At 67.9% G+C, this 20,393-nt stretch carries 17 protein-coding genes and 4 pseudogenes; 11 read left to right on the forward strand and 10 right to left on the reverse strand.

The window, feature by feature from the left end; genetic code table 11:
* Positions 1-58: 58 nt before the first annotated feature.
* A complete protein-coding gene (locus OG520_RS39115; protein ID WP_399337937.1) occupies positions 59-535 on the reverse strand; it encodes a hypothetical protein in 477 nt (158 codons plus the stop codon).
* A gap of 586 nt (positions 536-1,121) precedes the next feature.
* On the opposite strand from OG520_RS39115, the gene OG520_RS39120 reads away from it, so the two are divergent.
* From OG520_RS39120 to OG520_RS39130, 3 genes are read left to right on the forward strand one after another with little or no spacing between them, the layout of a single operon-like run.
* Complete coding sequence (locus OG520_RS39120; RefSeq protein WP_399337943.1) at positions 1,122-2,387, forward strand: ABC transporter substrate-binding protein; 1,266 nt, start codon at positions 1,122-1,124, stop codon at positions 2,385-2,387.
* A complete protein-coding gene (locus OG520_RS39125) occupies positions 2,384-3,334 on the forward strand; it encodes a carbohydrate ABC transporter permease (RefSeq protein ID WP_406016669.1) in 951 nt (316 codons plus the stop codon). The genes OG520_RS39120 and OG520_RS39125 overlap by 4 nt, the downstream gene beginning before the upstream one ends.
* 3 nt (positions 3,335-3,337) lie before the next feature.
* The gene (locus tag OG520_RS39130) at positions 3,338-4,213 is read left to right on the forward strand and encodes a carbohydrate ABC transporter permease (protein WP_406016318.1); all 876 of its coding nucleotides are present in this window, start codon (positions 3,338-3,340) and stop codon (positions 4,211-4,213) included.
* Positions 4,214-4,257: 44 nt separating this feature from the next.
* Here OG520_RS39130 and OG520_RS39135 read toward each other — a convergent pair whose 3' ends face one another.
* Entirely contained in the window at positions 4,258-4,449 is a 192-nt protein-coding gene (locus tag OG520_RS39135; RefSeq protein ID WP_093545857.1) for a hypothetical protein, read from the reverse strand.
* A gap of 179 nt (positions 4,450-4,628) precedes the next feature.
* Here OG520_RS39135 and OG520_RS39140 point away from each other — a divergent pair, with 179 nt between their 5' ends.
* The gene (locus OG520_RS39140) at positions 4,629-5,762 is read left to right on the forward strand and encodes a glutathione-independent formaldehyde dehydrogenase (protein WP_406016319.1); all 1,134 of its coding nucleotides are present in this window, start codon (positions 4,629-4,631) and stop codon (positions 5,760-5,762) included.
* Between the two features lie 237 nt (positions 5,763-5,999).
* On the opposite strand, the gene OG520_RS39145 is transcribed toward OG520_RS39140, so the two are convergent.
* Positions 6,000-6,428, reverse strand: a complete 429-nt coding sequence (locus OG520_RS39145; protein ID WP_406016320.1) for a hypothetical protein — start codon at positions 6,426-6,428, stop codon at positions 6,000-6,002.
* A 139-nt stretch (positions 6,429-6,567) separates the two neighbouring features.
* Positions 6,568-7,065, reverse strand: a complete 498-nt coding sequence (locus OG520_RS39150) for a hypothetical protein (protein WP_406016321.1) — start codon at positions 7,063-7,065, stop codon at positions 6,568-6,570.
* Positions 7,066-8,252: 1,187 nt separating this feature from the next.
* Between OG520_RS39150 and OG520_RS39155 the strand changes: the two genes are divergently transcribed.
* Complete coding sequence (locus tag OG520_RS39155; RefSeq protein ID WP_406016322.1) at positions 8,253-9,314, forward strand: carbon-nitrogen hydrolase family protein; 1,062 nt, start codon at positions 8,253-8,255, stop codon at positions 9,312-9,314.
* A gap of 184 nt (positions 9,315-9,498) precedes the next feature.
* Here OG520_RS39155 and OG520_RS39160 read toward each other — a convergent pair.
* Positions 9,499-9,936, reverse strand: a pseudogene (locus tag OG520_RS39160) (transposase); the annotation flags it as partial.
* The gene (locus OG520_RS39165) at positions 9,914-10,306 is read right to left on the reverse strand and encodes a CU044_2847 family protein (RefSeq protein ID WP_406016323.1); all 393 of its coding nucleotides are present in this window, start codon (positions 10,304-10,306) and stop codon (positions 9,914-9,916) included. The gene OG520_RS39165 and the pseudogene OG520_RS39160, both read right to left, overlap by 23 nt.
* Here OG520_RS39165 and OG520_RS39170 point away from each other — a divergent pair.
* The 5 genes and pseudogenes from OG520_RS39170 to OG520_RS39190 form a co-directional block, all read left to right on the forward strand.
* Positions 10,255-10,437 (forward strand): hypothetical protein, encoded by a 183-nt coding sequence (locus tag OG520_RS39170; protein ID WP_406016324.1) that lies wholly within the window; start codon positions 10,255-10,257, stop codon positions 10,435-10,437. The two genes, OG520_RS39165 and OG520_RS39170, sit on opposite strands and share 52 nt — an antisense overlap.
* 220 nt (positions 10,438-10,657) lie before the next feature.
* Positions 10,658-11,563: a phosphotransferase family protein gene (locus tag OG520_RS39175; protein ID WP_406016325.1), complete on the forward strand. Its 906-nt coding sequence runs from the start codon at positions 10,658-10,660 to the stop codon at positions 11,561-11,563.
* Positions 11,564-11,672: 109 nt separating this feature from the next.
* Positions 11,673-12,245 carry a winged helix-turn-helix domain-containing protein gene (locus OG520_RS39180; RefSeq protein ID WP_406016670.1) on the forward strand — a complete coding sequence of 191 codons (573 nt, stop codon included), beginning with the start codon at positions 11,673-11,675 and terminating at the stop codon, positions 12,243-12,245.
* Positions 12,161-12,727 (forward strand): transposase, encoded by a 567-nt coding sequence (locus OG520_RS39185; RefSeq protein WP_123469483.1) that lies wholly within the window; start codon positions 12,161-12,163, stop codon positions 12,725-12,727. The genes OG520_RS39180 and OG520_RS39185 overlap by 85 nt, the downstream gene beginning before the upstream one ends.
* Positions 12,728-12,873: 146 nt before the next feature.
* Positions 12,874-14,013: pseudogene (locus OG520_RS39190) on the forward strand (IS110 family transposase); the annotation flags it as partial.
* Between the two features lie 182 nt (positions 14,014-14,195).
* Here OG520_RS39190 and OG520_RS39195 read toward each other — a convergent pair.
* Together OG520_RS39195 and OG520_RS39200 are read right to left on the reverse strand one after the other, a co-directional pair.
* Positions 14,196-14,546, reverse strand: coding sequence for a DUF4333 domain-containing protein (locus OG520_RS39195; protein ID WP_406016326.1), 351 nt, complete (start codon positions 14,544-14,546; stop codon positions 14,196-14,198).
* 337 nt (positions 14,547-14,883) lie between these two features.
* Positions 14,884-15,500 (reverse strand): annotated as a pseudogene (locus tag OG520_RS39200) (IS5 family transposase); the annotation flags it as partial.
* 481 nt (positions 15,501-15,981) lie between these two features.
* Here OG520_RS39200 and OG520_RS39205 point away from each other — a divergent pair.
* Positions 15,982-16,604: pseudogene (locus OG520_RS39205) on the forward strand (transposase).
* 198 nt (positions 16,605-16,802) lie between these two features.
* On the opposite strand, the gene OG520_RS39210 reads toward OG520_RS39205, so the two are convergent.
* Together OG520_RS39210 and OG520_RS39215 are read right to left on the reverse strand one after the other, a co-directional pair.
* Positions 16,803-18,854 carry a phosphocholine-specific phospholipase C gene (locus OG520_RS39210; protein ID WP_406016327.1) on the reverse strand — a complete coding sequence of 684 codons (2,052 nt, stop codon included), beginning with the start codon at positions 18,852-18,854 and terminating at the stop codon, positions 16,803-16,805.
* A 651-nt stretch (positions 18,855-19,505) separates the two neighbouring features.
* Positions 19,506-19,688: a hypothetical protein gene (locus OG520_RS39215; protein WP_406016328.1), complete on the reverse strand. Its 183-nt coding sequence runs from the start codon at positions 19,686-19,688 to the stop codon at positions 19,506-19,508.
* Positions 19,689-20,393 lie beyond the last annotated feature (705 nt).

Genomic DNA, 20,393 nt, shown 5'->3' on the forward strand with positions numbered 1-20,393 from the left:
GGGGGTCCCCGTAGCACAGCCGACCGGCTCGACCAGAACGTTGCCTGCTGCGGGAGAACTACCGGGACGCCCCACCCGTGGACGGGTCGGCGACCAGGCGGAAGAGGTCGCGCATCGGGTGCACGTCGACCGGTATGCTCGTCCCGACTTCGATGATCTCCTCCCCGGAGACGAGGTGGCTCGTGGTAAACGGCGGCCGGCCCGGCACGGTGACCAGCATCCGGACCCTGGTGCAGCGGTCGTCCTCGCCGCACCACACGCGCTGTGCGGACGTGACCTTGCCCATGACGCGCACACCGGCCGTGTCCAGGTCGCGCCACACGCGCTGGTCCCGCACAGTGCCGACGATGGCCAGGACCAGGACGACCACGGTGAGAGGGGTCCAGACGAGGCCGGTCAGGACGACACCCAGCCTGTCGTCGTCGGGGACGTACCCGCTGATACCGGCCAGCAGGATCAGGGGACCGGCACAGACGACCAGGAGCCCGAGCCCGGTCCAGATCGGCTGCTCGAAAAAGCCCGGCGGACGATTCACCGGACCTTCGGCCTCGGGTACTCCACCGCTCGTAAAGCTGATGGCCATGACGCAACGCCCTTCCTGGCTCTGGTCAGATGGTCAGTCGCCGCCGTCGGCGTCGTCCGCACGGTGAAGGCCTTGTTCCCGTATAGCTACCGCCAGGTGGCGTGTAGCCCAGTGTCACTGCCGTGGTCCTCGTTTCTCAACTGGCCGTCGGAGCCTCGGCTTCGACCTGCCGGGCGCGCACGCCGGCGCTGCGGCCTGCCCGCTGCCGGGATCACGCACCACGGCACGCACTGCACCCCGGCCTCCAGCAGCGCGGCGACCGTGCCGCCTGACCGCCGGTCGCGCCCAGCACCGCCTACGGGCAGCCGTCCGGCGTCCGGCACGGACAGGCGTGGCGCGTCGCGCGGACCCGATGCCGTTGTCTCTTCCGGCTCGGCGTTCACGAAGCCGGGCCGTCGACTCATGACGGCGACGGTCTGAACATCCCTGGCTGTATTTGACCGTTGAAGACTCTGATCGAACCGCCCCTTCGGTTAAAACTGGCCGTTTCATGGGCGGGCAACAACTCATACACGTATCGGCGCCACACTGATGAACCATGCCCCACTCAAGCACCACAGCCAACAGCATCAGCCGCCGGTATCTGCTGGCCGCCTCGGGCGCACTCGCACTCACCGCCGCCTGCGGTTCCAACACCGGCCGTGCCGGCGGAGCGGGCGATCGCCCCGCCCTCGACCAGTGGTACCACCAGTACGGCGAGGCCGGGACCGAACAGGCGGTGAAACGATATGCGGCCGCCTACCGCAAGGCGGAGATCACGATCGAATGGCGGCCCGGCAACTATGACCAGCAGACGGCCGCGGCACTGCTGACCAAGAACGCACCGGACGTCTTCGAGGGCAGTCCGACCCTGGACCAGATCCGGAGTGGGCAGGTCGCCGATCTCACCGATCTCCTGGACGGCGTACGTGATGACTTCAACCCCGCGGTCCTCACTCCCAAGACGTACAAGGGCAAGGTCTACGGGATCCCCCAGGCCATCGACATGCAGATGCTCTATTACCGAAAGAGCCTGCTGGCCGCGGCCGGAGTCAGGCCACCGCAAACCCTTGACGAACTGGTCGACGCGGCAAGGGCCCTGACGACCAAGGATGTCAAAGGCCTCTTCCTCGGCAACGACGGGGGAGCCGGCGTGCTCGGCGCCACCCCGCTTCGCGCCGCAGGCCTGGAACTGGTGACCTCCGAGGGAGCGGTCGGATTCGACGATCCGCAAGCCGCCAGGACCCTCGGCAAACTGCATCGATTCCACAAGGAAGATTCCCTGCTGCTCGGAGCCCCCACCGACTGGTCCGACCCGTCCGCGTTCCTCCAGGGCCTGACCGCCATGCAGTGGACGGGACTGTGGGCTCTCCCACAGATCGAGAAGGCGCTGGGCGACGACTTCGGCGTCCTGCCCTTTCCCCGCGACGGGGCACAGGGCAGGCCTTCGGTACCGGTCGGTGCCTATGGGGCGGCCGTCAGCGCGCACAGCAGCCACATCGACGCGGCGAAGGCATATGTGAAGTGGCTATGGGTGGAACGGACCGACTACCAGGAAGACTTCGCGCTGTCCTACGGCTTCCACATTCCCGCCCGGATCTCGCTGGTGAAGAAGGCAGCCGGACTCGCCAAGGGCGCGGCGGCCGAAGCCGTCCGCTTCACGACCGAACACGGCTACGCACAACCCCTGTTGTGGACCGCCCGGAGCCAGACCGCCTACCAGGACGCCCTGAGCCGGATCATCACCGAAGGCGCCGACCCGGACGCCCAGATCAGGGCGGTCGTCGCGACGGCGAACGCCGAGCTGAAGCGGGTGCGGTCATAGCCACGCAGACAACTGAAGGCGCCAAAAGGCCGCTGGGACGGCGACTGCTGGGTCCCCAGAACCGCTACCTGTGGTTCTGGGTCTTCGTCGGCCCCTTCGCCGCCGGGCTCGCCCTCTTCACGTACGTACCGCTGCTGTGGAGCGTGTGGCTCAGCTTCTTCGACGCCCACAACACGGTGACACCGACCGACTTCGTGGGCCTGGACAACTACTCCGAGATCCTTGGCGACCCGTCCTTCATCTCCAGCCTCGTCACTTTCGTCGTCTTTTCGCTCTTCATCGTTCCGGCAACCTACGGGCTATCGCTCGCCCTCGCTCTGATGGTCGCCGGATTGCGCTTCGCCCAGGCGTTCTTCCGGTCGGTCTTCTTCCTGCCGACCGCCTGCTCGTACGTCGTCGCCGCGATGGTCTGGAAGCTGTCGATCTTCAACGGGGTACGGTTCGGGCTGGCGAACACGGTGCTGGGATGGTTCGGCGGCTCGGACATCGCCTGGCTGTCGACCACCAGCCCGCCCTGGTACTGGCTGGTCATCGTGACCGTACGCCTGTGGCTCCAGGCAGGCTTCTACATGGTGATCCTGCTGGCCGGACTCCAGCGAATCCCACGTACCCTCTACGAGGCGGCGGCCGTCGACGGCGCCCGCCCCGGCTGGCAGGTCTTCAGATACATCACCTTCCCGCAACTGCGTGCGACCTCCGTCGCGGTCGTCCTGCTCCTGGTGATCAACGCCTTCCAGGCATTCGACGAGTTCTACAACCTGCTGTCGACGGCACGCGGCTACCCGCCCTACGCCAGGCCGCCCCTGGTCTACCTGTACTACGTGGCGCTGGGGCAGGGACAGAACCTGGGCCTCGGCAGCGCCGGCGCGGTGATCCTCGCACTGATCATCGCGGTCGTGGCGGTGGTACAGGCGCGCTGGTTCGGTCTCGGACGCCAGGAGGACTGACGTATGCGACAGCACTCGACGGATCAGCCAACGGGGCTCTCCACGGCCCATAACTTCCGGCGGCTCGCGCGCGGACTGCGGCTCGTACTGCTCATCGCGCTCGCCGTGCTCTTCCTCGTCCCGTTCTACCTGCTGTTGCGCAACGGCCTGGCCACCGAAGCGGACATCACCGGGGCGGACTGGACGTTCTTCCCGCACAGCCTCCAGTGGGGCAACTTGCGGGAACTGTTCAACGACAGCAGTGTCCCCATGCTGCACGCCCTGTGGAATTCGGCTGTGATCGCCGTCCTCACGACCATCGGCACCCTGCTGCTCGCCTCGATGGCCGGATACGGGCTGGCCCGCATCGAGTATCCCTATGCGAGCCAGGTCTTCTACGCGTTCCTGGTCACCCTGATGATCCCGTCCGCCGTCACTTTCGTCCCGAGCTTCGTCCTCGTTTCGTCGCTCGGCTGGATCTCCACCCTGCGCGGACTGATCGTCCCCACCCTCTTCAGCGCGTTCGCAGCCTTCCTCTTCCGGCAGTACTTCCTCGGCTTTCCCCGGGAGCTGGAGGACGCGGCCAGGGTGGATGGGCTCGGCAACTGGCGTACGTACTGGCGGATCGTCGTCCCCAACACACGGCCGGTCTTCGCCGCCGTGGGGGCGATCGTCTTCATCGGCTCGTGGAACTCGTTCCTCTGGCCACTGGTAATCGGCCAGCAGCGCGACGCCTGGACCGTGCAGGTCGCTCTCGCAACCTTCACCACGGCTCAGACGGTCAACCTGCACGAGCTGTTCATCGCAGCCGCCGTGTCGATCCTGCCCCTGCTGGTGATCTTCCTGGTACTCCAGCGCCACATCGTTGCGGGCGCGGAGCGCTCCGGCATCGATGAATGATCAAGAGCCCGGGGCGCTGGCCCGGACCAGCGCCCGCACCGGGGTCAACGGTCGGCGATGTCCTCGCGGAGGCCGTCGGAGAATTCCCACCACGACAGTGGTAGCCAGTCGCCGTTGATGAAGGCATCGACAGTTGCACCGCGACCGCGGACAGTCACCGTCGTTCCCGGCGGGTACGTCGTGCCGGACAGGCCAGGCACTGGGACGAGCAGGGTCCCGAGGCGTTGTGCAGCCACTTTGCGCCCTCCCTTTTCGATTTCGGTGCGATGCCAGGGCAGTGGATACTCATCTATTCATCGCGATATTACCGGGTTGTCCATCGGTTCAAGCCGGAGAATCATGAGAGATGAGTCACGCGAAATGCAGCAGTCGGGGGCGGGTGAAAAGTGTGCATCGCCGAGCGGAGGTGGCAGCCATGAAGGCCGTCGTATACAAAGAACCGTTCACCGTGGCGGTCGAAGACGTCGAAAAGCCCAGGATCCAGCACCCGAACGACGTGATCGTAAAGATCACGTCCACCGCGATATGCGGCTCGGACCTGCACATGTACGAGGGTCGAACCGCAGCCGAACCAGGCATCGTCTTCGGCCACGAGAACATGGGGATCATCGAGGAAATCGGTCAGGGCATCACCTCGCTCAAGGCGGGCGACCGCGTGGTCATGCCCTTCAACGTCGCCTGCGGATTCTGCGCCAATTGCGTCGAGGGATTCACCGGATTCTGTCAGACCGTCAATCCTGGCTTTGCGGGAGGTGCATACGGATATGTCGCCATGGGGCCCTGGCCAGGCGGCCAGGCGGAATACCTGCGCGTTCCGTACGCCGACTTCAACTGTCTGAAGCTGCCGCCAGGAGAGGAGCACGAGACCGACTTCATGCTGCTTGCCGACATCTTCCCCACCGGCTACCACGGCTGTGAACTCGCCGGGGTCCGCCCAGGTGAGAGCGTCGCCATGTACGGCGGCGGGCCGGTCGGGCTCATGGCCGCCTACTCGGCCCTGTTGCGCGGCGCGAAGAAGGTCTTCGTCGTGGACCGCGTCTTCGAGCGGCTGGAAAAGGCCCGGGAGATCGGTGCGATTCCGGTCAACTTCGCCGAGGGCGACCCCGTGGAGCAGATCAAGGAGCAGACCCAAGGCATCGGCACGGACAAGGGCGTCGACGCCGTCGGCTACCAGGCGGCGGCGCGCGGCTCCGACCACGAGGAACCGGCGACAGTCCTGAACTCGCTCATCGGTACGGTCCGGGCCACCGGGGTGCTCGGCGTGCCAGGCCTCTACGTTCCGTCCGACCCCGGAGGCCCCGACGAGCAGGCCAAGCACGGCATGCTGCTCGTCTCGATCGGCAAACTCTTCGAGAAGGGCCTACGCATGGGGACGGGGCAGTGCAACGTGAAGCGCTACAACCGGTACCTGCGCGACATGATCATTGAGGGCCGGGCGCAGCCGAACTTCGTCGTCTCGCATGAACTGCCCCTGGACCAGGCGCCCTCGGCATACGACAAGTTCGACAAGCGGATCGAGGGCTACACGAAGGTCGTGCTGCACCCGTAGCGGGAGATCCGGCGGTGAGCCATCGACCAGCTCCAGTGCCGCATCACCACACTGGAACAGGAGCTCGCGGACGAGCAGGGCTCGCAGACAAGCAGGGCTCGCAGACAAGCAGGGCATACTCGACGAGCGAACCGAGGAAGTCGAAGCGTCCCGGGCAGCCAACCGCGAACTCACCCGAGCCCTGAACCACTGCGGATGATCGGCACCTCCACGGCGGTGACCGTCCGGCTCTCCGCCCTACCGTTCACGCCAGGTGTAGGGGGCGACGGCGGCGGTGTCGATGTCGGTGTCGGGCCAGCGGCGGCGCAGCAGGGCTGCCGTGGACCGGCACCAGGCCGCCAGGTGGGGGAGTACCCGGTGCGCCTCGGCGGTGCGGGCTCCGGATTCCAGCAGGGCCACCATCTGGGTGCGGGAATCGTCCTCGGCCTCGGGGACCGTCCGGGCAAGGGCTCGGCGGAACGCCTCGACCTGGCCCGGCCCCGACACTCCCAACCAGTCCGGGCCGGGGACTGTGAAGCTGGTCGTGGCGGTGAGGGCATGGCGGAAGCCCGCCCCCTCGAAGTCGATCAGCCGGCCGCCGCCGCTCGGCCCGGTCAGGAAGTTGTATGACTCGGTGTCGCCGTTGGTCAGGGCCAGGAATGGGCCGGGATCTGCCAGTTCGGCCACGGCCGCTTCCAGATCGCGTTCCGCGGCGGCGGGCAGCGGGACGCCGAAGGCGGCGGCCCGGGTGAGCCCGTTCCGCCAGAGGCCGGTGTAGGCGTGTTCCCAGTCGCCCAGTCGCCCAGTCGCCCAGTCGCCCAGTCGGTCAGCGCCGGTGCCCAGTGCCGTGCGGCGGGCGTTGAACAGCGCGGCGCAGGTCGGCGGATGCAGCGGCCAGCTCGCCCATCGAGGAGGCGAAGGCGGTCAGTTCGGCGTCCAGGGCCGGGGTGTGGCCGTCGCGGTGCAGCAGTTCGGCCAGTTCGGTGCGCGGGTGCAGGTCCTCCAGCACGAGCAGGCGGGAGTCCGGTGAGGCGGCGTGCAGGCCTGGTGCGAGGTCGAGGCGGAGGTCGTCGGCGATGAAGGCGAGCGCGGCGTGCTCGCACCGCGTCAGCTCCTCGGCGGAGCGGAGGCCGTATCCCTCGGGGCGGAGGCATTTCACGATGACCGTTTCAGGGAGCCCGGTCGCCTCCGACAGGTGGGCGCGCAGCACCCAGGGATGGTGCAGCGGCTCGATGCGCTCGATGGTGGTCCGGGCACCGACGGGGGCCGTGAGCAATGCCTTCGGGCTGATCACGGGCCAGCTGTCGTTTTTGGCACCCGACACCGTGGGCTACCTGTCGGCGCACCTCACTCAGGACTCACCCAACCCAGCTCGATCCCCGCGGGCATCCCACCCGCCTGGGACGACCTCGTGCTCACCCTGTTGCACAAAGCCCCCGGCAAGCGGTACCCGAACGGCCGGCCTCGCTCAGGTGCTACGACGACTCGACCACACCCAAGTCCCCGCAACCGTCTGGGAACGAGTGGAAGACCAGAGTGGGTTGGTGATCTGATGTCCGTTTGCGTCCGTTCACGTCCGGGCATGTCCGCGCAGGTCACAGCGCTGAAAAACCGGCTGAATTCCATGGACACGAGGACGGATTCGACCCTTACGAAGGCGGTGCTGTGCACGACGAAGAGCGGCCAACCCATCGGCTGAGGGCCCGGCATAGCCCGGGAGCGGGGGACACACCGCAGGCGGATGAGCTCGCGGAGTGACTACGTGCCCGGGGAGCCGGGCGGACTTTGCGGCAGTTGAATACGCGAGGTCGCCAGTTCGATACCCCCACTACGACGGAGTTGCGATCCTCGGTCGCTCTGAACTCTGAAGGGCGACCGCCACCCAGCCGTTCGGCTGCGCGGTGGTGAAACGGCGGATGTTGCGATCCTCGGTCGCCCCGGAGGGCGACCCCAGGGCCGCCACGTACCCGGGCCCGGGACTGCCGGACGCGGCCCGACGGCACGATCAGACTGCGGCAGGACCCGGGCTCCTACCTCACAGCCGCCGACGAGGGCGCCACGCTCGAGCCTAGCCCGACGAGGAAGCGCACGGCTCGGAGCACCGAGGCCAGCGCTGCCTGTGCAAGGACGACTCAGAGCTGCCCACCCGCTGGAACAAGGACCGACCCAGCCAGCCCTGGCCGGTCCGCGCCGGCTGCACCCACCGACCCGCCCCGAGCGGTCTGGCGGTTCGGCAAGGGAGCCGGACGACCGAACACATACTGCGCCGCCAGGACAGACTCGCGCCGGAGGGGGATTGCGGCGAAGTCCCGTACGAGCGGCAGCGAACCGTGGCACACTGCGCGCGACCGGCCTCATTCCAGCCGCGTCCGCGCGGCCGGTGCGCCTCCGAACAGCACATTGGGGCCGGTGTGTCCGGGCGACGGGCCCGGACGCTGCTGTTCATCCGCCGTTCGCCGACGAGCCCGCACCATCGGGCCCGCTGGTCGCGCCGCTCTCAAGGAGGATCCCATGTCCTCTCCCGCCGCCGGGAGACGAACGGTCGCGGCGGTCCATGCCGCGCCAGTGTTCATGGACACCGAGGCGACGGTCGACAAGGCCGTCGCCCTCATCGAACAGGCCGGCCGGGAAGGCGTCGACCTGCTGGTGTTCCCGGAGGCCTTCGTGCCCGGCTACCCGTACTGGATCGAGGCGTACGCCCCGCTGGACCAGCAGGCCGTCAACGCCGCCTACGCCGGGGCGTCCGTCGAGGTGCCGGGACCTCAGATCGCCCGGATCCAGTCGGCCTGCCGACGGGCCGGCGCCGGGGCGGTCCTCGGCGTCAGCGAACGCCTCGAAGGTACCCGCACCTGCTTCAACAGCCAGGTCTTCGTGGACCCCGACGGGACCCTGCTCGGAGTGCACCGCAAGCTCCAGCCCACCTACGCGGAACGGATCGTGTGGGCCCAGGGCGGCGGAGCCACGCTCCGGGTCTTCGACAGCGCGCTTGGCCGGATCGGCGGACTGGCATGCTGGGAGCACACCATGAACCTGGCCCGGCAGGCCCTGATCGCCCAGGGGCAGGAGATCCACGCGGCGGCCTGGCCCGGGCTGTCCACCATGGCCGGCTTCGAGACCGTGGCCGACGTACAGATCGACGCGATGATGAAGGCCCACGCTCTCACCGCCCAGGCGTTCGTGGTCTCCGCAGGCAACCCGGTCGACCAGACATGTCTGCGCTGGATGGCGTCCGCCCTCGGCCCGCAGGAGCACATCACCGCGGGCGGCGGCTGGTCGGCGGTGATTCATCCCTTCACCCAGTATCTCGCAGGCCCGCACACCGGCCCCGAGGAACGGCTCGTCACCGCCGCGATCAACCTCGACGACCTCGACACCGTCAAGGTCTGGGTCGACTCGCGCGGCCACTACGCGCGACCGGAGATCCTCGGCCTGCGTGTCGACCACCGGCCGCTCTGGCACGACGAGGGCGACCGCCGGTGGCCCGCCTCCCCGGGCGACGGGCCCGAGACCGCGGACGGCCGGCCGCTCGCAGGCGGACCTTGGCATCCCGAGCTGGACTGTCCGCGCGCATGAACTTGCGGACGGTTTTGGGCTCCAGGCGGAGCTCGGCGACGATGCCGGTGTGGTTGATGCCCTTGGCCATGAGCGCGTGCACGGCGGCATGCCGCTCACGGGTCTGCCGGGTGCGTGGGCCCTCGGGTTTCTCGGGCAGCGTGGCCGGCTGCTTCTCCGGTGACGGTGAGGTCCAGTGCGGACGGAGCCGTTTGACCAGGCGCTCGGTGGCGTCGCCGAGGTTCTTGCAGAGGTGAAAGCGGTCTGCGACTTGTGTTGCGGTGCCAGCACCGCGGTCGGCGTCCTCGGCGTAATAGCGGGCGCGGTCATGGCAAATGATCTCGGCACCGGGGTGTGCGGTGAGCCAGTCGGCCAGGGATTCGGCGGAGCGTTCGGGCAGGACATCGACTGGGCGTCGGCCCTCGATGTCGACCAGGACGGTGCCGTAGACGCTGCCCCTTTTCAGCGCGAAGTCGTCAACACCGAGCACCCGCACGGGTGCCGGTTTTGGGTCGGGCAGGGCCTGTATCAGGCGGAGCGGGGCGTCCTTGCCCAGGCCGATGGCCTGGGTCTCGGTCAGCCGAGCGGCCGCCCGGCCACCGAGCGCGAGCGCGATGGCCTCACGGACGGTCCGCAGCAGCACGGTCGACCTTCCGTAGCAGAAGGTCAGATTGGGGATCTGCTCGGCGAACGACGCCCTTGCACAGGCCCCTGTGTCGCAGAAGAACCGGCGTTCGCGGCTGGGGGGTGGCAGCGGCTGGCTCGGAGAGTGTCGGGGGGTTCCATGTGGCGGTGACCGTGAGGTGGGCCTGGCCGTTGCCGTTGACGATGCCCAACTTCAGGTCCTGGCTCAGCTGTACGCCGAACGTGACGCTGATCTCGGAAGGGGGTGACGGTACGGACCTCAGCGCGTCGTGGACCTCCTGGACCAGGGGGCCGAGAGGCCTGAGGGTGCCGCGCAGTGCGTTCGAGGCGACGCTCGCGATGGCCTCTCGGCGTCGGCCGACGGGCACGACGGGCCCCAGCCTGTCCGGGCTCCGGCCCCGCCCACTCCGACCACGACCTCGTCGTCTTCCTCGAAGCCGCCGGCATCCACGACCCCGACACCACGCTCGACGACCCCCACGAGTGGAACGCCAAATAGGAGGAATCGCATCTCGCGGCCCCGTACAGGCGAACTCCGCCGCTCTTTCTACGGGTGGCGACCGCCTTTCCCTACTCTGTGGGCATGCCAGACCTGACTGAGCAGCAAGCGAATGACCTGGCTCTCGCCGCCGAAACTGCCGCCGTGCTGCCATCGCAACGCGCCGTGATCCCGGACCTTTGGGCCTACGCCGACACCGTTGAACAGCCAAGGACTGCTCATGCTCCTCGACCCTGACGCGACGCTCGAAGCCGTCGCATCAAGCCTGCAGGACCTGCCGTTCCCGTGGAGTGGGGATCCCGTCGGAATCGTGGGCTGGGGCTTCTCGAACGTCGTGCTCCGGGTCGGCACCGACGTCCTCATCAGGGTGCCGCGCACTCCCGAGGCCAAGGACAGAAGCAAGCACACTGCCGAGGTCCTGCGGCGACTGCCGCCCCTGCCGCTGGCCGTCCCCGAGGTGCTCGGAATGCTTCCGACCGGGCCGCGGCTGCCCTTCGGCGCCGTGCTTCTCAGGAGGCTGCCAGGCGCTGTCGTGGACGACGACGTCGCTCGCGCGGATCGTGAAGCGTTCGCCGGCGACCTGACCGCTTTCGTCTCGGTGCTGCACAACTGCGGCGACGAACCGCTGCTGGGCATCCTCGGGGCGGACGGGGCCGGACGCGCGATCGACGCCCTCGATGCCGAGACGGCCGCAGCCACCGCGGACCGGCTGGCCGGTCGCGAGCGGCAGGTGTTCGAACGGTGGGCCACAGCCTATCGGCGGTGGCTCGCCGGTGCCGAGGTCGTGCCGATCCACGGCGATGTCTGGCCCGGCAACCTCCTGCACACCTCCGGGAGGCTGTCCGGCGTCCTGGACTGGGACGAGGCGAGGGTCGGCCCGCGGGCGGTCGATCTGTGCGGCGTCTGGTACCTGGGCCGCGGCTTCGCCGAGGAGATGATGAGTGCCTATGCGGCCCGGAACTCCTGTGACTACGAGGTATTGCACGAAGAGACCAGGCTCGCCGGAGTCCGACGTGAACTGCGGGGCGTCACCTGGTCCCTACGCCACGACGACCCCGAGGAACTCGAGGAGTCCCTGGACAAGGTGCGGCGGTCCCTGCATGAGTTCCTGCTCCCGCCCGCCTAATCCCTTGTTACTGACTTCGGCTCGTCAGGGTGAACTTTTCCCAAGTCCCTGACGGGCTTGGTGTGGTGGCTGTATTCGATGGTGTGTGAGGTATTCGGATGGGGGCGGGCTGACCGTTGCGGGACGGGTGCGTCGGGAGTCGGTGCGGATGCAGGCGGCCGAGCTGTTCGAGCAGGAGGTCAAGCCGCCGGAAGTGGCACGGCGTCTGCGGGTGAGTCTGAAGTCGGCTTATCAGTGGCACCAGTTGTGGCGCGAGGGCGGGGTCGGGGCGCTGGCGTCACGCGGTCCGAGTGGGTCGCGGTGCCGGCTGTCTCCGCGCTGCTTGGAGAAGCTGGCCGCGTATCTGGAGCAGGGTCCGGCCGCGCACGGCTGGGTGGAGGACCAGGTGTGGACCGCGGCGAGGGTGGCCATGCTGATCGGGCGGAAGTTCCACGTCTCGTACAGCGTCTCGGGCGCCACGAGGCTGATGCACCGGCTCGGCTTCAGCCCGCAGGTCCCCGCGCGCAGGGTGGCCGAGCGGGACGAGCAGGCCGTCACCGCGTGGAAGGAGGCGACCTGGGCGGAGGTAAAAGGGCCCGGGCGGCCTGCGGGGGCTACATCTGCTTCGAGGACGAAGCAGGCTTCACCCGCCGACCGCCCCGAGGCCGGACCTGGGGACGACGCGGACACACCCCGGTCGTGACGGTGAGCGGACGCCGCTCGGGGCGGCTGTCGGTGGCCGGGCTGATTGCGATGCGGCCCGGCTCACGGACCCGGCTGTGCCACCGCCTGCGCACCCACCCCTCGGGCAAGGGCAAGCGCCGCAGCATGAGCGAGCGCGACTTCATCGCTCTGGTCGACGGCGTGCACCAGCTCGTCAAGGCGCCCATCGTGCTGGTCTGGGACCGCCTGAACACCCACGTCTCCCACGCCATGCGCGAGTTGATCGCCGAGCGAGCCTGGCTGACGGTGTTCCTGCTGCCCGCCTACTCGCCCGACCTCAACCCCGTCGAGTGGGTATGGGCGCACGTCAAACGCAGCCTGGCCAACCTCGCCGTCATGGCCCTCGACCGACTCGAGGCCCTCGTCCGCAACCGGCTCAAGCGCCTGCAGTACCGCCCCGACACCCTCGACGGCTTCATAGCCGGCACCGGCCTGACCCTCGACACCCTGACCTCACCCTGACGAGCCGAAGTCAGTAAGGGCAGTGCTGGAGGAGATCGATTCCTTCAGTCTGTTCGAGTACAGGGTTGTGACATCTTTCGATTCCCGGGCTGCAGAAAGCCTGGGACTGCTGCACGGATAGGTGACAGTGGGGTTTCATGCCGCGAGGGCTGCGGCGGGTTTCACGCCGAGTCCTCAATGATGAGACGGCTCTGCTGGAGCTGATTTCAGACGTTCTGGCGCTTTCCGGCGAGACGCTGTGGGCGGTGGACATCAACCATGGTGGCGCCGCGTTGCTGATCGGCCTGCTACTCAGCCACGACCAGCCGATGGTCTATATCACTGGCCTGGCGGTGCACCAGGCGTCGACCGCGTATCGGGGCCAGGGCAAGACGGATGAGAAGGACGCCTTCGTCATCGCCGATCAGGCCCGCATGCGCAAGGATCTCGGTCCGTTGCGGCCCGGCGACGAGATAGCCGTCGACCTGCGCACTCTCACCGTCCGTCGCACTGACCTGGTCAACGCTCGCACCCGGCAGATCAACCGGCTCCGAGCTCAACTTCACGAGATCTTCCCGGCGTTGGAACGGGCGCTGAACTTGAGCAAGAAAGGCCCGGTCGTCCTGCTGGTCGGCTACCAGACACCGGCCGCGATCCGCCGCATCGGTGCCCGCCGGATCGGGACCTGGCTGAAGAACCGCAAGGTCAAGAACGCGGACGCTCTCGCAGAGACCGTTGTCGAGGCAGCCCATTCTCAGCACACCTCACTGCCCGGCGAGAAGCTGGCGGCTGCCATGGTGGCTCGCCTGGCGAAAGGGGTGACGGCGCTCGACGCGGAGATCGCCGAGCTCGACGCACTCATCGAGGCTCGGTTTCACGAACATCCGCATTCCACAGTGATCCGCAGTCTGCCCGGCATAGGGGCCCTGCTCGGCGCCGAGTTCATTGCCACCGCCGGGGGAGACATGGCAGCTTTTGGCACCCCCGACCGCCTGGCCTCCTTCGCCGGCCTTGCCCCCGTTCCTCGTGACTCCGGCCGTGTCAGCGGCAACATGCGCAGGCCCCGCCGCTACCACCGCGGCCTGCTTCGGGCCTTCTGCCTCTCCTCGATGGCCAGCCCGAGATCGTGCCCCGCATCGCACCGCTACTACTGGCGCGAGCGGAACGAAGGGAAGTAACACAAGCAGGCTCTGCTTGCCCTTGCCCTTGCCCTTGCCCTTGCCCGTCGCAGAGCCAACGTTCTGTGGGCAATGATCCGCGACGGAGCGTGCTACCAAGCACGACCGAACATCACAACTACGGCTTGACATCGTCATTGGGAAGTTCTTTATCTACCAAGATCTTCCGGGTTTGCGGATGGCCTTGAGAGTCTCGGGGTGTTTGACGGTCTTGCCTCTGGCCTGGGACTATAGGCGGTCCACCACTGTCGCCAGCAGGGGCCGGGACGGCCCCGGTGCCACGGCTGCGGTCCCGCTCGCTCTGCTGTTCCTCAGCCCAGTGACAGGCCGCCCTGATCGTCCTTGATCTTCACCTTGACCCAGGCATGGCCGCTTCTGCTGCCGTCGCCGACGCCGTCGACCTTGCACTCGAACTCCCGGCCCGCCTCGACGGGGATGGAAGCGGGGCAGCTGACATCGTCGATGGTCGGGGGCTTGGCGAAGTCGGCGGAATTGACGTTGTTGAGCACGGCCCGCGCCAGCGCGTCCTGATCCAGGACGCGCTGCGGCTGCACGGCGGGACTCCCGGCCAGCAGCATGATGATGAAAGTGAGCGCACAACAGGCGATCACGGCCAGGGAGAGCGCAATGACGGTACGGGCGAAGCTGCGTTGATCAGTCACGCGGACAGTCCTATCCGGCTGTCCGTGCTCATACAACCCCCTGTGGTGACGTGAAGTCGCCTCTCGGTCCCTGCGGAGTGCTCCCGCACCACTGCCTGCGCGGCAGGAGAGGAGCTTGTGCACCCCTGCAGGACGAGGAGTGGGGCGGGCGCCGCTTCTTGTTCGTTATCTTCCGGCATCGAGCCCCACTGCCGCCCCTGCCTGGACCCCCGCGTCCCGCTCGGTGGGCTGGGACCGACAGGAGGCTGCTGCGTGGTGGGGCCGCTGCTGCTGGAGTGCTCGCTGTGCGGCGCCACTGGGCCGCTGCACGTCCTGGGCGACGACCTGGACGAATTGGCCGTCGACGGAGCCGGCGGCAGCCGGCGAGCCAGGTCATGGTGCGTTCGACGGTCCAGCGGTGGCGGCCCAGTCGCTGTGAGGACTCGACTCCTTTCCTCGCGGTGCGGTGCTGAATGCCACGCTGGTGTAACCATCGTCGCAGGTGGGAGTAGTCGTAACCCTTGTCTGCGTGGAGCTTTCCGGGCTTGCGTCGTCGGCGTCCGCGGCGGGAGCGGATCGGGGGTATCCCTTGCACGAGGGGGATCAAGGCTGGCTGTCGTGCAGGTTCGCCCCCGAGATTCCGACGGAGAGGGGCAGACCGGTGCGCTCTGTGATCAGGTGGATCTTCGACCCCGTACTTGCCCCGGTCGACAGGATTCGGACCTGGACCTGTCAGGTCCCCCTTTTCAGGGCGCGCATGTTCACCGAGTCGATCGCGCACCGGGACCAATCCAACTGGCCGCGGGCGCCGAGCTCGTCGAGGACCAGGCGGTGGAGCTTGGCCCACACCCTGGCCTTCGTCCACTCGGAGAAACGCCGATGAGCCGTTGCCCCCGATGGCCCGAAGGAAGCAGTGGGCAGCTGCTGCCACGTGCAGCCTGACGTGGCCACAAACACGATCGCCGATGTGTCTTCCGGTAGTTCGCGAAGTGCGCCACCCACAGATCACTGCGAGCCGAAGCGGACAGCGCGCCGTAAATGGCGCGCCGATAGTCCGCGGGGTAGGAGGCGAACTCGGAGTAGCCGGAGGGCAGCCGGCCGAGGTTGGCCTTCACCCATCGCGACGCCTTACTGCCCTTGGCGCGGGTCACAGCCTGCGCGGGTGAGGCTGCCAGGCCGCCGGTGACCAGAAATGTTCCCAGGGCCAGCCCCGGCACGGCCTTGAGGATTCCTCGGCGGCTCGGGGGCCGCAGCACATCGAGGTCGCGGAGCGCACGCACCACCCGCAGCGAGTCCGACGGCCCCAACAGCCGCGCCAGGCATAGGGACAGTGCGGTTCCAGTCCAGGCCCGCACCTGGTCGCCGTTGACCGCCAACAGGGTCGGGACCACTCGGCCCCTTCCCCACAGGTCCCCGTGCGGCAGGTCGCCGAACGCGACGAGGAGGCGGTGAAGGTGTGGAAGGAGGCGACCTGGGCGGAGGTAAAAGGGCCCGGGCGGCCTGCGGGGGCTACATCTGCTTCGAGGACGAAGCAGGCTTCACCCGCCGACCGCCCCGAGGCCGGAGCTGGGGACGACGCGGACACACCCCGGTCGTGACGGTGAGTGGACGCCGCTCGGGGCGGCTGTCGGTGGCCGGGCTGATTGCGATGCGGCCCGGCTCACGGGCTCGGCTGTGCCATCGGCTGATCGCCCACCCGGCGGGCAAGGGCAAGCGCCGCAGCATGATCGAGCGCGACTTCATCGTTCTGCCCGACGGCACCCACCAGCTCATCAAGGCACCGATCATGTTGGTCTGGGACCGGCTCAACACCCATGTCTCCCGCACGATGCGAGAGTTGATCGACGCACGGGAATGGCTGACGGTGTTCCTGCTGCCGCCTACTCGCCCGACCTGAACCCGGTCGAGGGCGTGTGGGCCCACGTCAGGCGCAGCCTGGCCAACCTCGCTGTCGTCGCCCTGGACCGCTTGGAGGTCCTCGTCCGCAACCGGCTCAAACGACTCCAGCACCGGCCCGAAACCCTCGACGGCTTCACAGCCGGCACCGGCCTCACCCTCGGCAACCCGACCTCACCCTGACGAGCCGAAGTCAGTAACCTCACGGCCCGGCCGGGCGGCCTCCCGCGACGGGTGGCTCGCCCGACCGGTCAGGGCCTTCCTGCCGATGTGCTTGCTCGTGCGTGTGTCCAAGATTCTGGTGAACTCCGGCACGTCGCGCTGATGCCTCGTCACCCCTCCGAGTGTGTGCCCTTCCGTCCGCCGGGTGGGGTGCGGGTCTCACATGGTTGCGATGCCCGGGTCACTCACACCGGCTTGACCGTTCTCGACGTGCCCGGCCAGGCGCCGCAGGTATCCGGCGTTGCCCTCGACGACGACCGTCAGGTCGTACCAGCGCTTGGTTGCGCGCAGGTCGACGTTCTGCACGGCTGTGGCGCCGGCGCGGACCGTGTAAGTTTGGCGCTCGCCGCCGTACGCGTTGGTCACGGTGAGGTGCGCGTCGGCGGTCGACGGGTTGGTCAGGGTGAGCTTCAGGTTGCCGGCGTCGTGGCGTGCCGTCACCTCCGGCTCGGCGGCTTTGTTGTTGCCCTTGAAGGTGCGCAGGAAGCCGTTCGGACCGTGGGCCGTGAGGTCGTAACTGCCGCCGGAGTACACCGAGTTCCAGCTGTCGAAAACGGGCTTTCCGGCTGCCGCAGTGTACGTCCACGGGCCGTCGGTGCGCTTCTGCGAGCGCACCTGGAAGGCGGCGCCCGCCTGGTCCCCTGCGCTGAACGTCAGCTTGTACTTGCCGGTCGTGAGGTCTGCGGCCCCGTCGACGTAGGGAGCGTAGGAGAGCGGGCGGCTCGGCCGCGCCCCGGCCTCTTGCCTGGGCAGGGTGCCCAGGGCGGGTGGCCTCGGTACGTAGCTGTTGTGGCGGTCGCGGTCCGGAGGGGCGTAGCCCGCGGTGTCCGGCAGGTCAGCCGGGTCTGTGATCTTGAGGGAGAAGTCGAAGGCGGATGTGAGGTCACCGCAGATGGCCCGCCGCCATGGCGAGATGTTGGCCTCCTTCACTCCGAACCGGTTCTCCATGAAGCGCAGGATCGAGGTGTGGTCGAAGGTCTCGGAGCAGACGTATCCGCCGGTGGACCATGGCGAGACAACGATCATCGGGACGCGCTGTCCGAGGCCGTAGGGGCCCGCGGCGTATCCGATACTGCCCTTGTAGTGGTCGAGTGTGGTGTCGACGGTGGACAGGCCTTGGCCGGCGGAGGCCGGCGGGTAGGGCGGTACGACATGGTCGAAGTAGCCGTCGTTCTCGTCGTATGTGATGAACAGGGCGGTCCTGCTCCATACGTCGGGGTTCGACGTGAGTGCGTCAAGGACGTGTGAGATGTACCAAGCGCCGTAGTTTGCAGGCCAGTTGGGGTGTTCGGAGAACGCTTCGGGGGCGGCGATCCAGGAGATCTGCGGGAGCCTGGCGGCCTTGACATCGGCTTTGAGGATGTCGAAGTATCCGTCTCCCGCCTTGGCGTTCGTGCCGGTGCGGGCTTTTTCGTACAGGGGGTCGCCGGGCTTGGCGTTCCGGTAGTTGTTGAAGTACAGCAGGGAGTTGTCGCCGTAGTTGCCGCGGTATGCGTCGTTGATCCAGCCCCAGCCGCCGGCCGCGTCGAGGCCGTCACCGATGTCCTGGTACACCTTCCAGGAGATGCCTGCCTTCTCGAGGCGTTCGGCGTATGTCGTCCAGCCGTAGCCCGCTTCCTGGTTGCCGAGGACCGGGCCGCCGCCGGTGCCGTCGTTGCCGACGTGTCCGGAGAGCATGTAGTAGCGGTTCGGGTCGGTCGCACCCATGAACGAGCAGTGGTAGTCGTCGCAGATGGTGAATTTGTCGGCGAGGGCGTAGTGGAACGGGATGTCGTCCCGTGTCAGGTACGCCATGGTGCCGGTGCCTTTGGCGGGGATCCAGTTGTCGTACTTGCCGTTGTTGAACGCGCTGTGGCCGCCGGCCCAGTCGTGGTCGAGACCTGCGATGAACTGCATGCCCAGGTCGTCGGCATCCGGGTGGTAGGGCAGGGTTTCCTTACCGCCGCTTGTCTGGTGCCATACCGGTTTGCCGCTGGGCAGTGCCACCGGGCGGGGGTCGCCGAAGCCCCGGACACCCTTCAGCGACCCGAAGTAATGATCGAAGGAACGGTTCTCCTGCATGAGGACGACGATGTGTTCGATGTCCTGGACGGTTCCGCTCCGGCGCGCCGCGGGGATGGCTGCGGCGCGGTCGATGGAGCCGGACAGGGCGGCGAACCCCGTGGTGGCTCCGGCGATTTGAAGGAAGCGACGCCGATTGATTTCGGTCATGGCTGTGGGGATCCTCCTGTTGCTTCGGTGATGTCCGTCCACGAAGAGGGGCAGACGGAGTATTCAAGAGGACCCGGGCCTGAGGAAAGTGGGCTGAGGTGACGGTCGCGCAAAATGTGGGTGGATGGTGTGCGGGACGTCAGCGCGTCGCCGCGCGTCGTGTCAAAAGTCCCGTTCCACTGCCCTCGGATCGGCCTTCGTTCGGTGGGCCCAGGCGTCGCACACCGTCGCGGTCTGCATTCTTTTCCGGATGTGTGTCGGTTGATGGTCCGCTCGACCTCGTTGCGGCGACGGTTGCACTCACGGTCGAAGCCGGTGGGTGTAGGACTTTCTCCAGCTCAGCCGGCAGCAGAGCCGTGCAGAGGGCCCGCAGGACGTCGACCGGGCGCACCTGGCCGGTCTGCTGAACAAGGCGGCGCCCGCCGGCAGTGAGGAGATCGGGGTGGTACGGACGCTGTACGGCCGTGGCAGCGCCGGCTGGAGCGGGCGCTGTGTTCATTCCTGCGGTCGCGGGACGGCTTGGGGGCCCATCGGTTCCCGGGCAACCGGGAGGGCCGCTGTGAGGCGATCGAGCCGCGCGCAGAGGGCCCGCACGAGCCGGGCGCGGTTCTGGGCCCAGCGGGCGGCGCCTTCCAGGGATGCGGTCAGGCATCACGAAGTGATGTTGGTCACGATTGCTTCGATCGCGGCTCTGATCAGGGCGCGGGCCGGGGCTCCGAAGACGGCCAGTTGCTGGAGTTCGGCGAACGCCTTGGCGTACACGGCGATCTCAGAGGGGCGGGTGATGGCGATCTCGGCGGACAGGGGTCTCGACCAGCACACGGTCGGTGTCAAAGACCATGAACGTCTCCAGCAGCCAGATGGCGCGCTGGGCGACGACCACGGCAGGCTGCTCTGCATGGACTTCCCACACTCGGGTGGGCGGACCACCGACGACGAGGACCCGATGCCGGTGGCGCTGTTTCGTCGGGATGTCCTGTACTCACCTCTGGTGGCGTCGGCGTAGGCGCGCGGCCCGCCACGGGGTCGGTCGGCCGCCGGAGTACTGCCGTGTGCGGCGCCGGACCGGTGGCTGCTTCGGGGTCGGGTACAGCGCCGTTCGCAACCGGGACGCGTCAGCAAACTACTGAAGGCGCACTGGCGAGCGGTGCGGCGGAATCGAGTCAACCATGTGGGTCTTCGCGCTCAAGGGACCGGTCCCCGCACCCTCGCCTCCCGAACGGCTCCGGGGCCGGGCGGCCGGTCGCGCCGCGGCGTCTGGAGCGGTGACTTCCTCCCCGTCCCCCAGCGGTGCTTCCGCCTCACCCGGAGCCTGATCCAGAACGGAGGGGCCCTGCCGGTGGTTCCCAAGGTGATCGTGCAGGGCGAAGACCTCGGACGATGGGTCACGGCGCAGCGGCTTGGGTGGGCGCAGCTGCTGCCCGTGCAGCAGTCACGCCCGTCCTCGCAGGTGCCTACGTACGCACCCGTCACGTCCGAGGCGCCCATACGCTCCGTGATCTCGACAGCAGGCGTGGGAGCACCCCTTTCCGGTGGGGT

The sequence above is a fragment of the Streptomyces sp. NBC_00984 genome, from assembly GCF_045162475.1.
GTDB lineage: Bacteria > Actinomycetota > Actinomycetes > Streptomycetales > Streptomycetaceae > Streptomyces.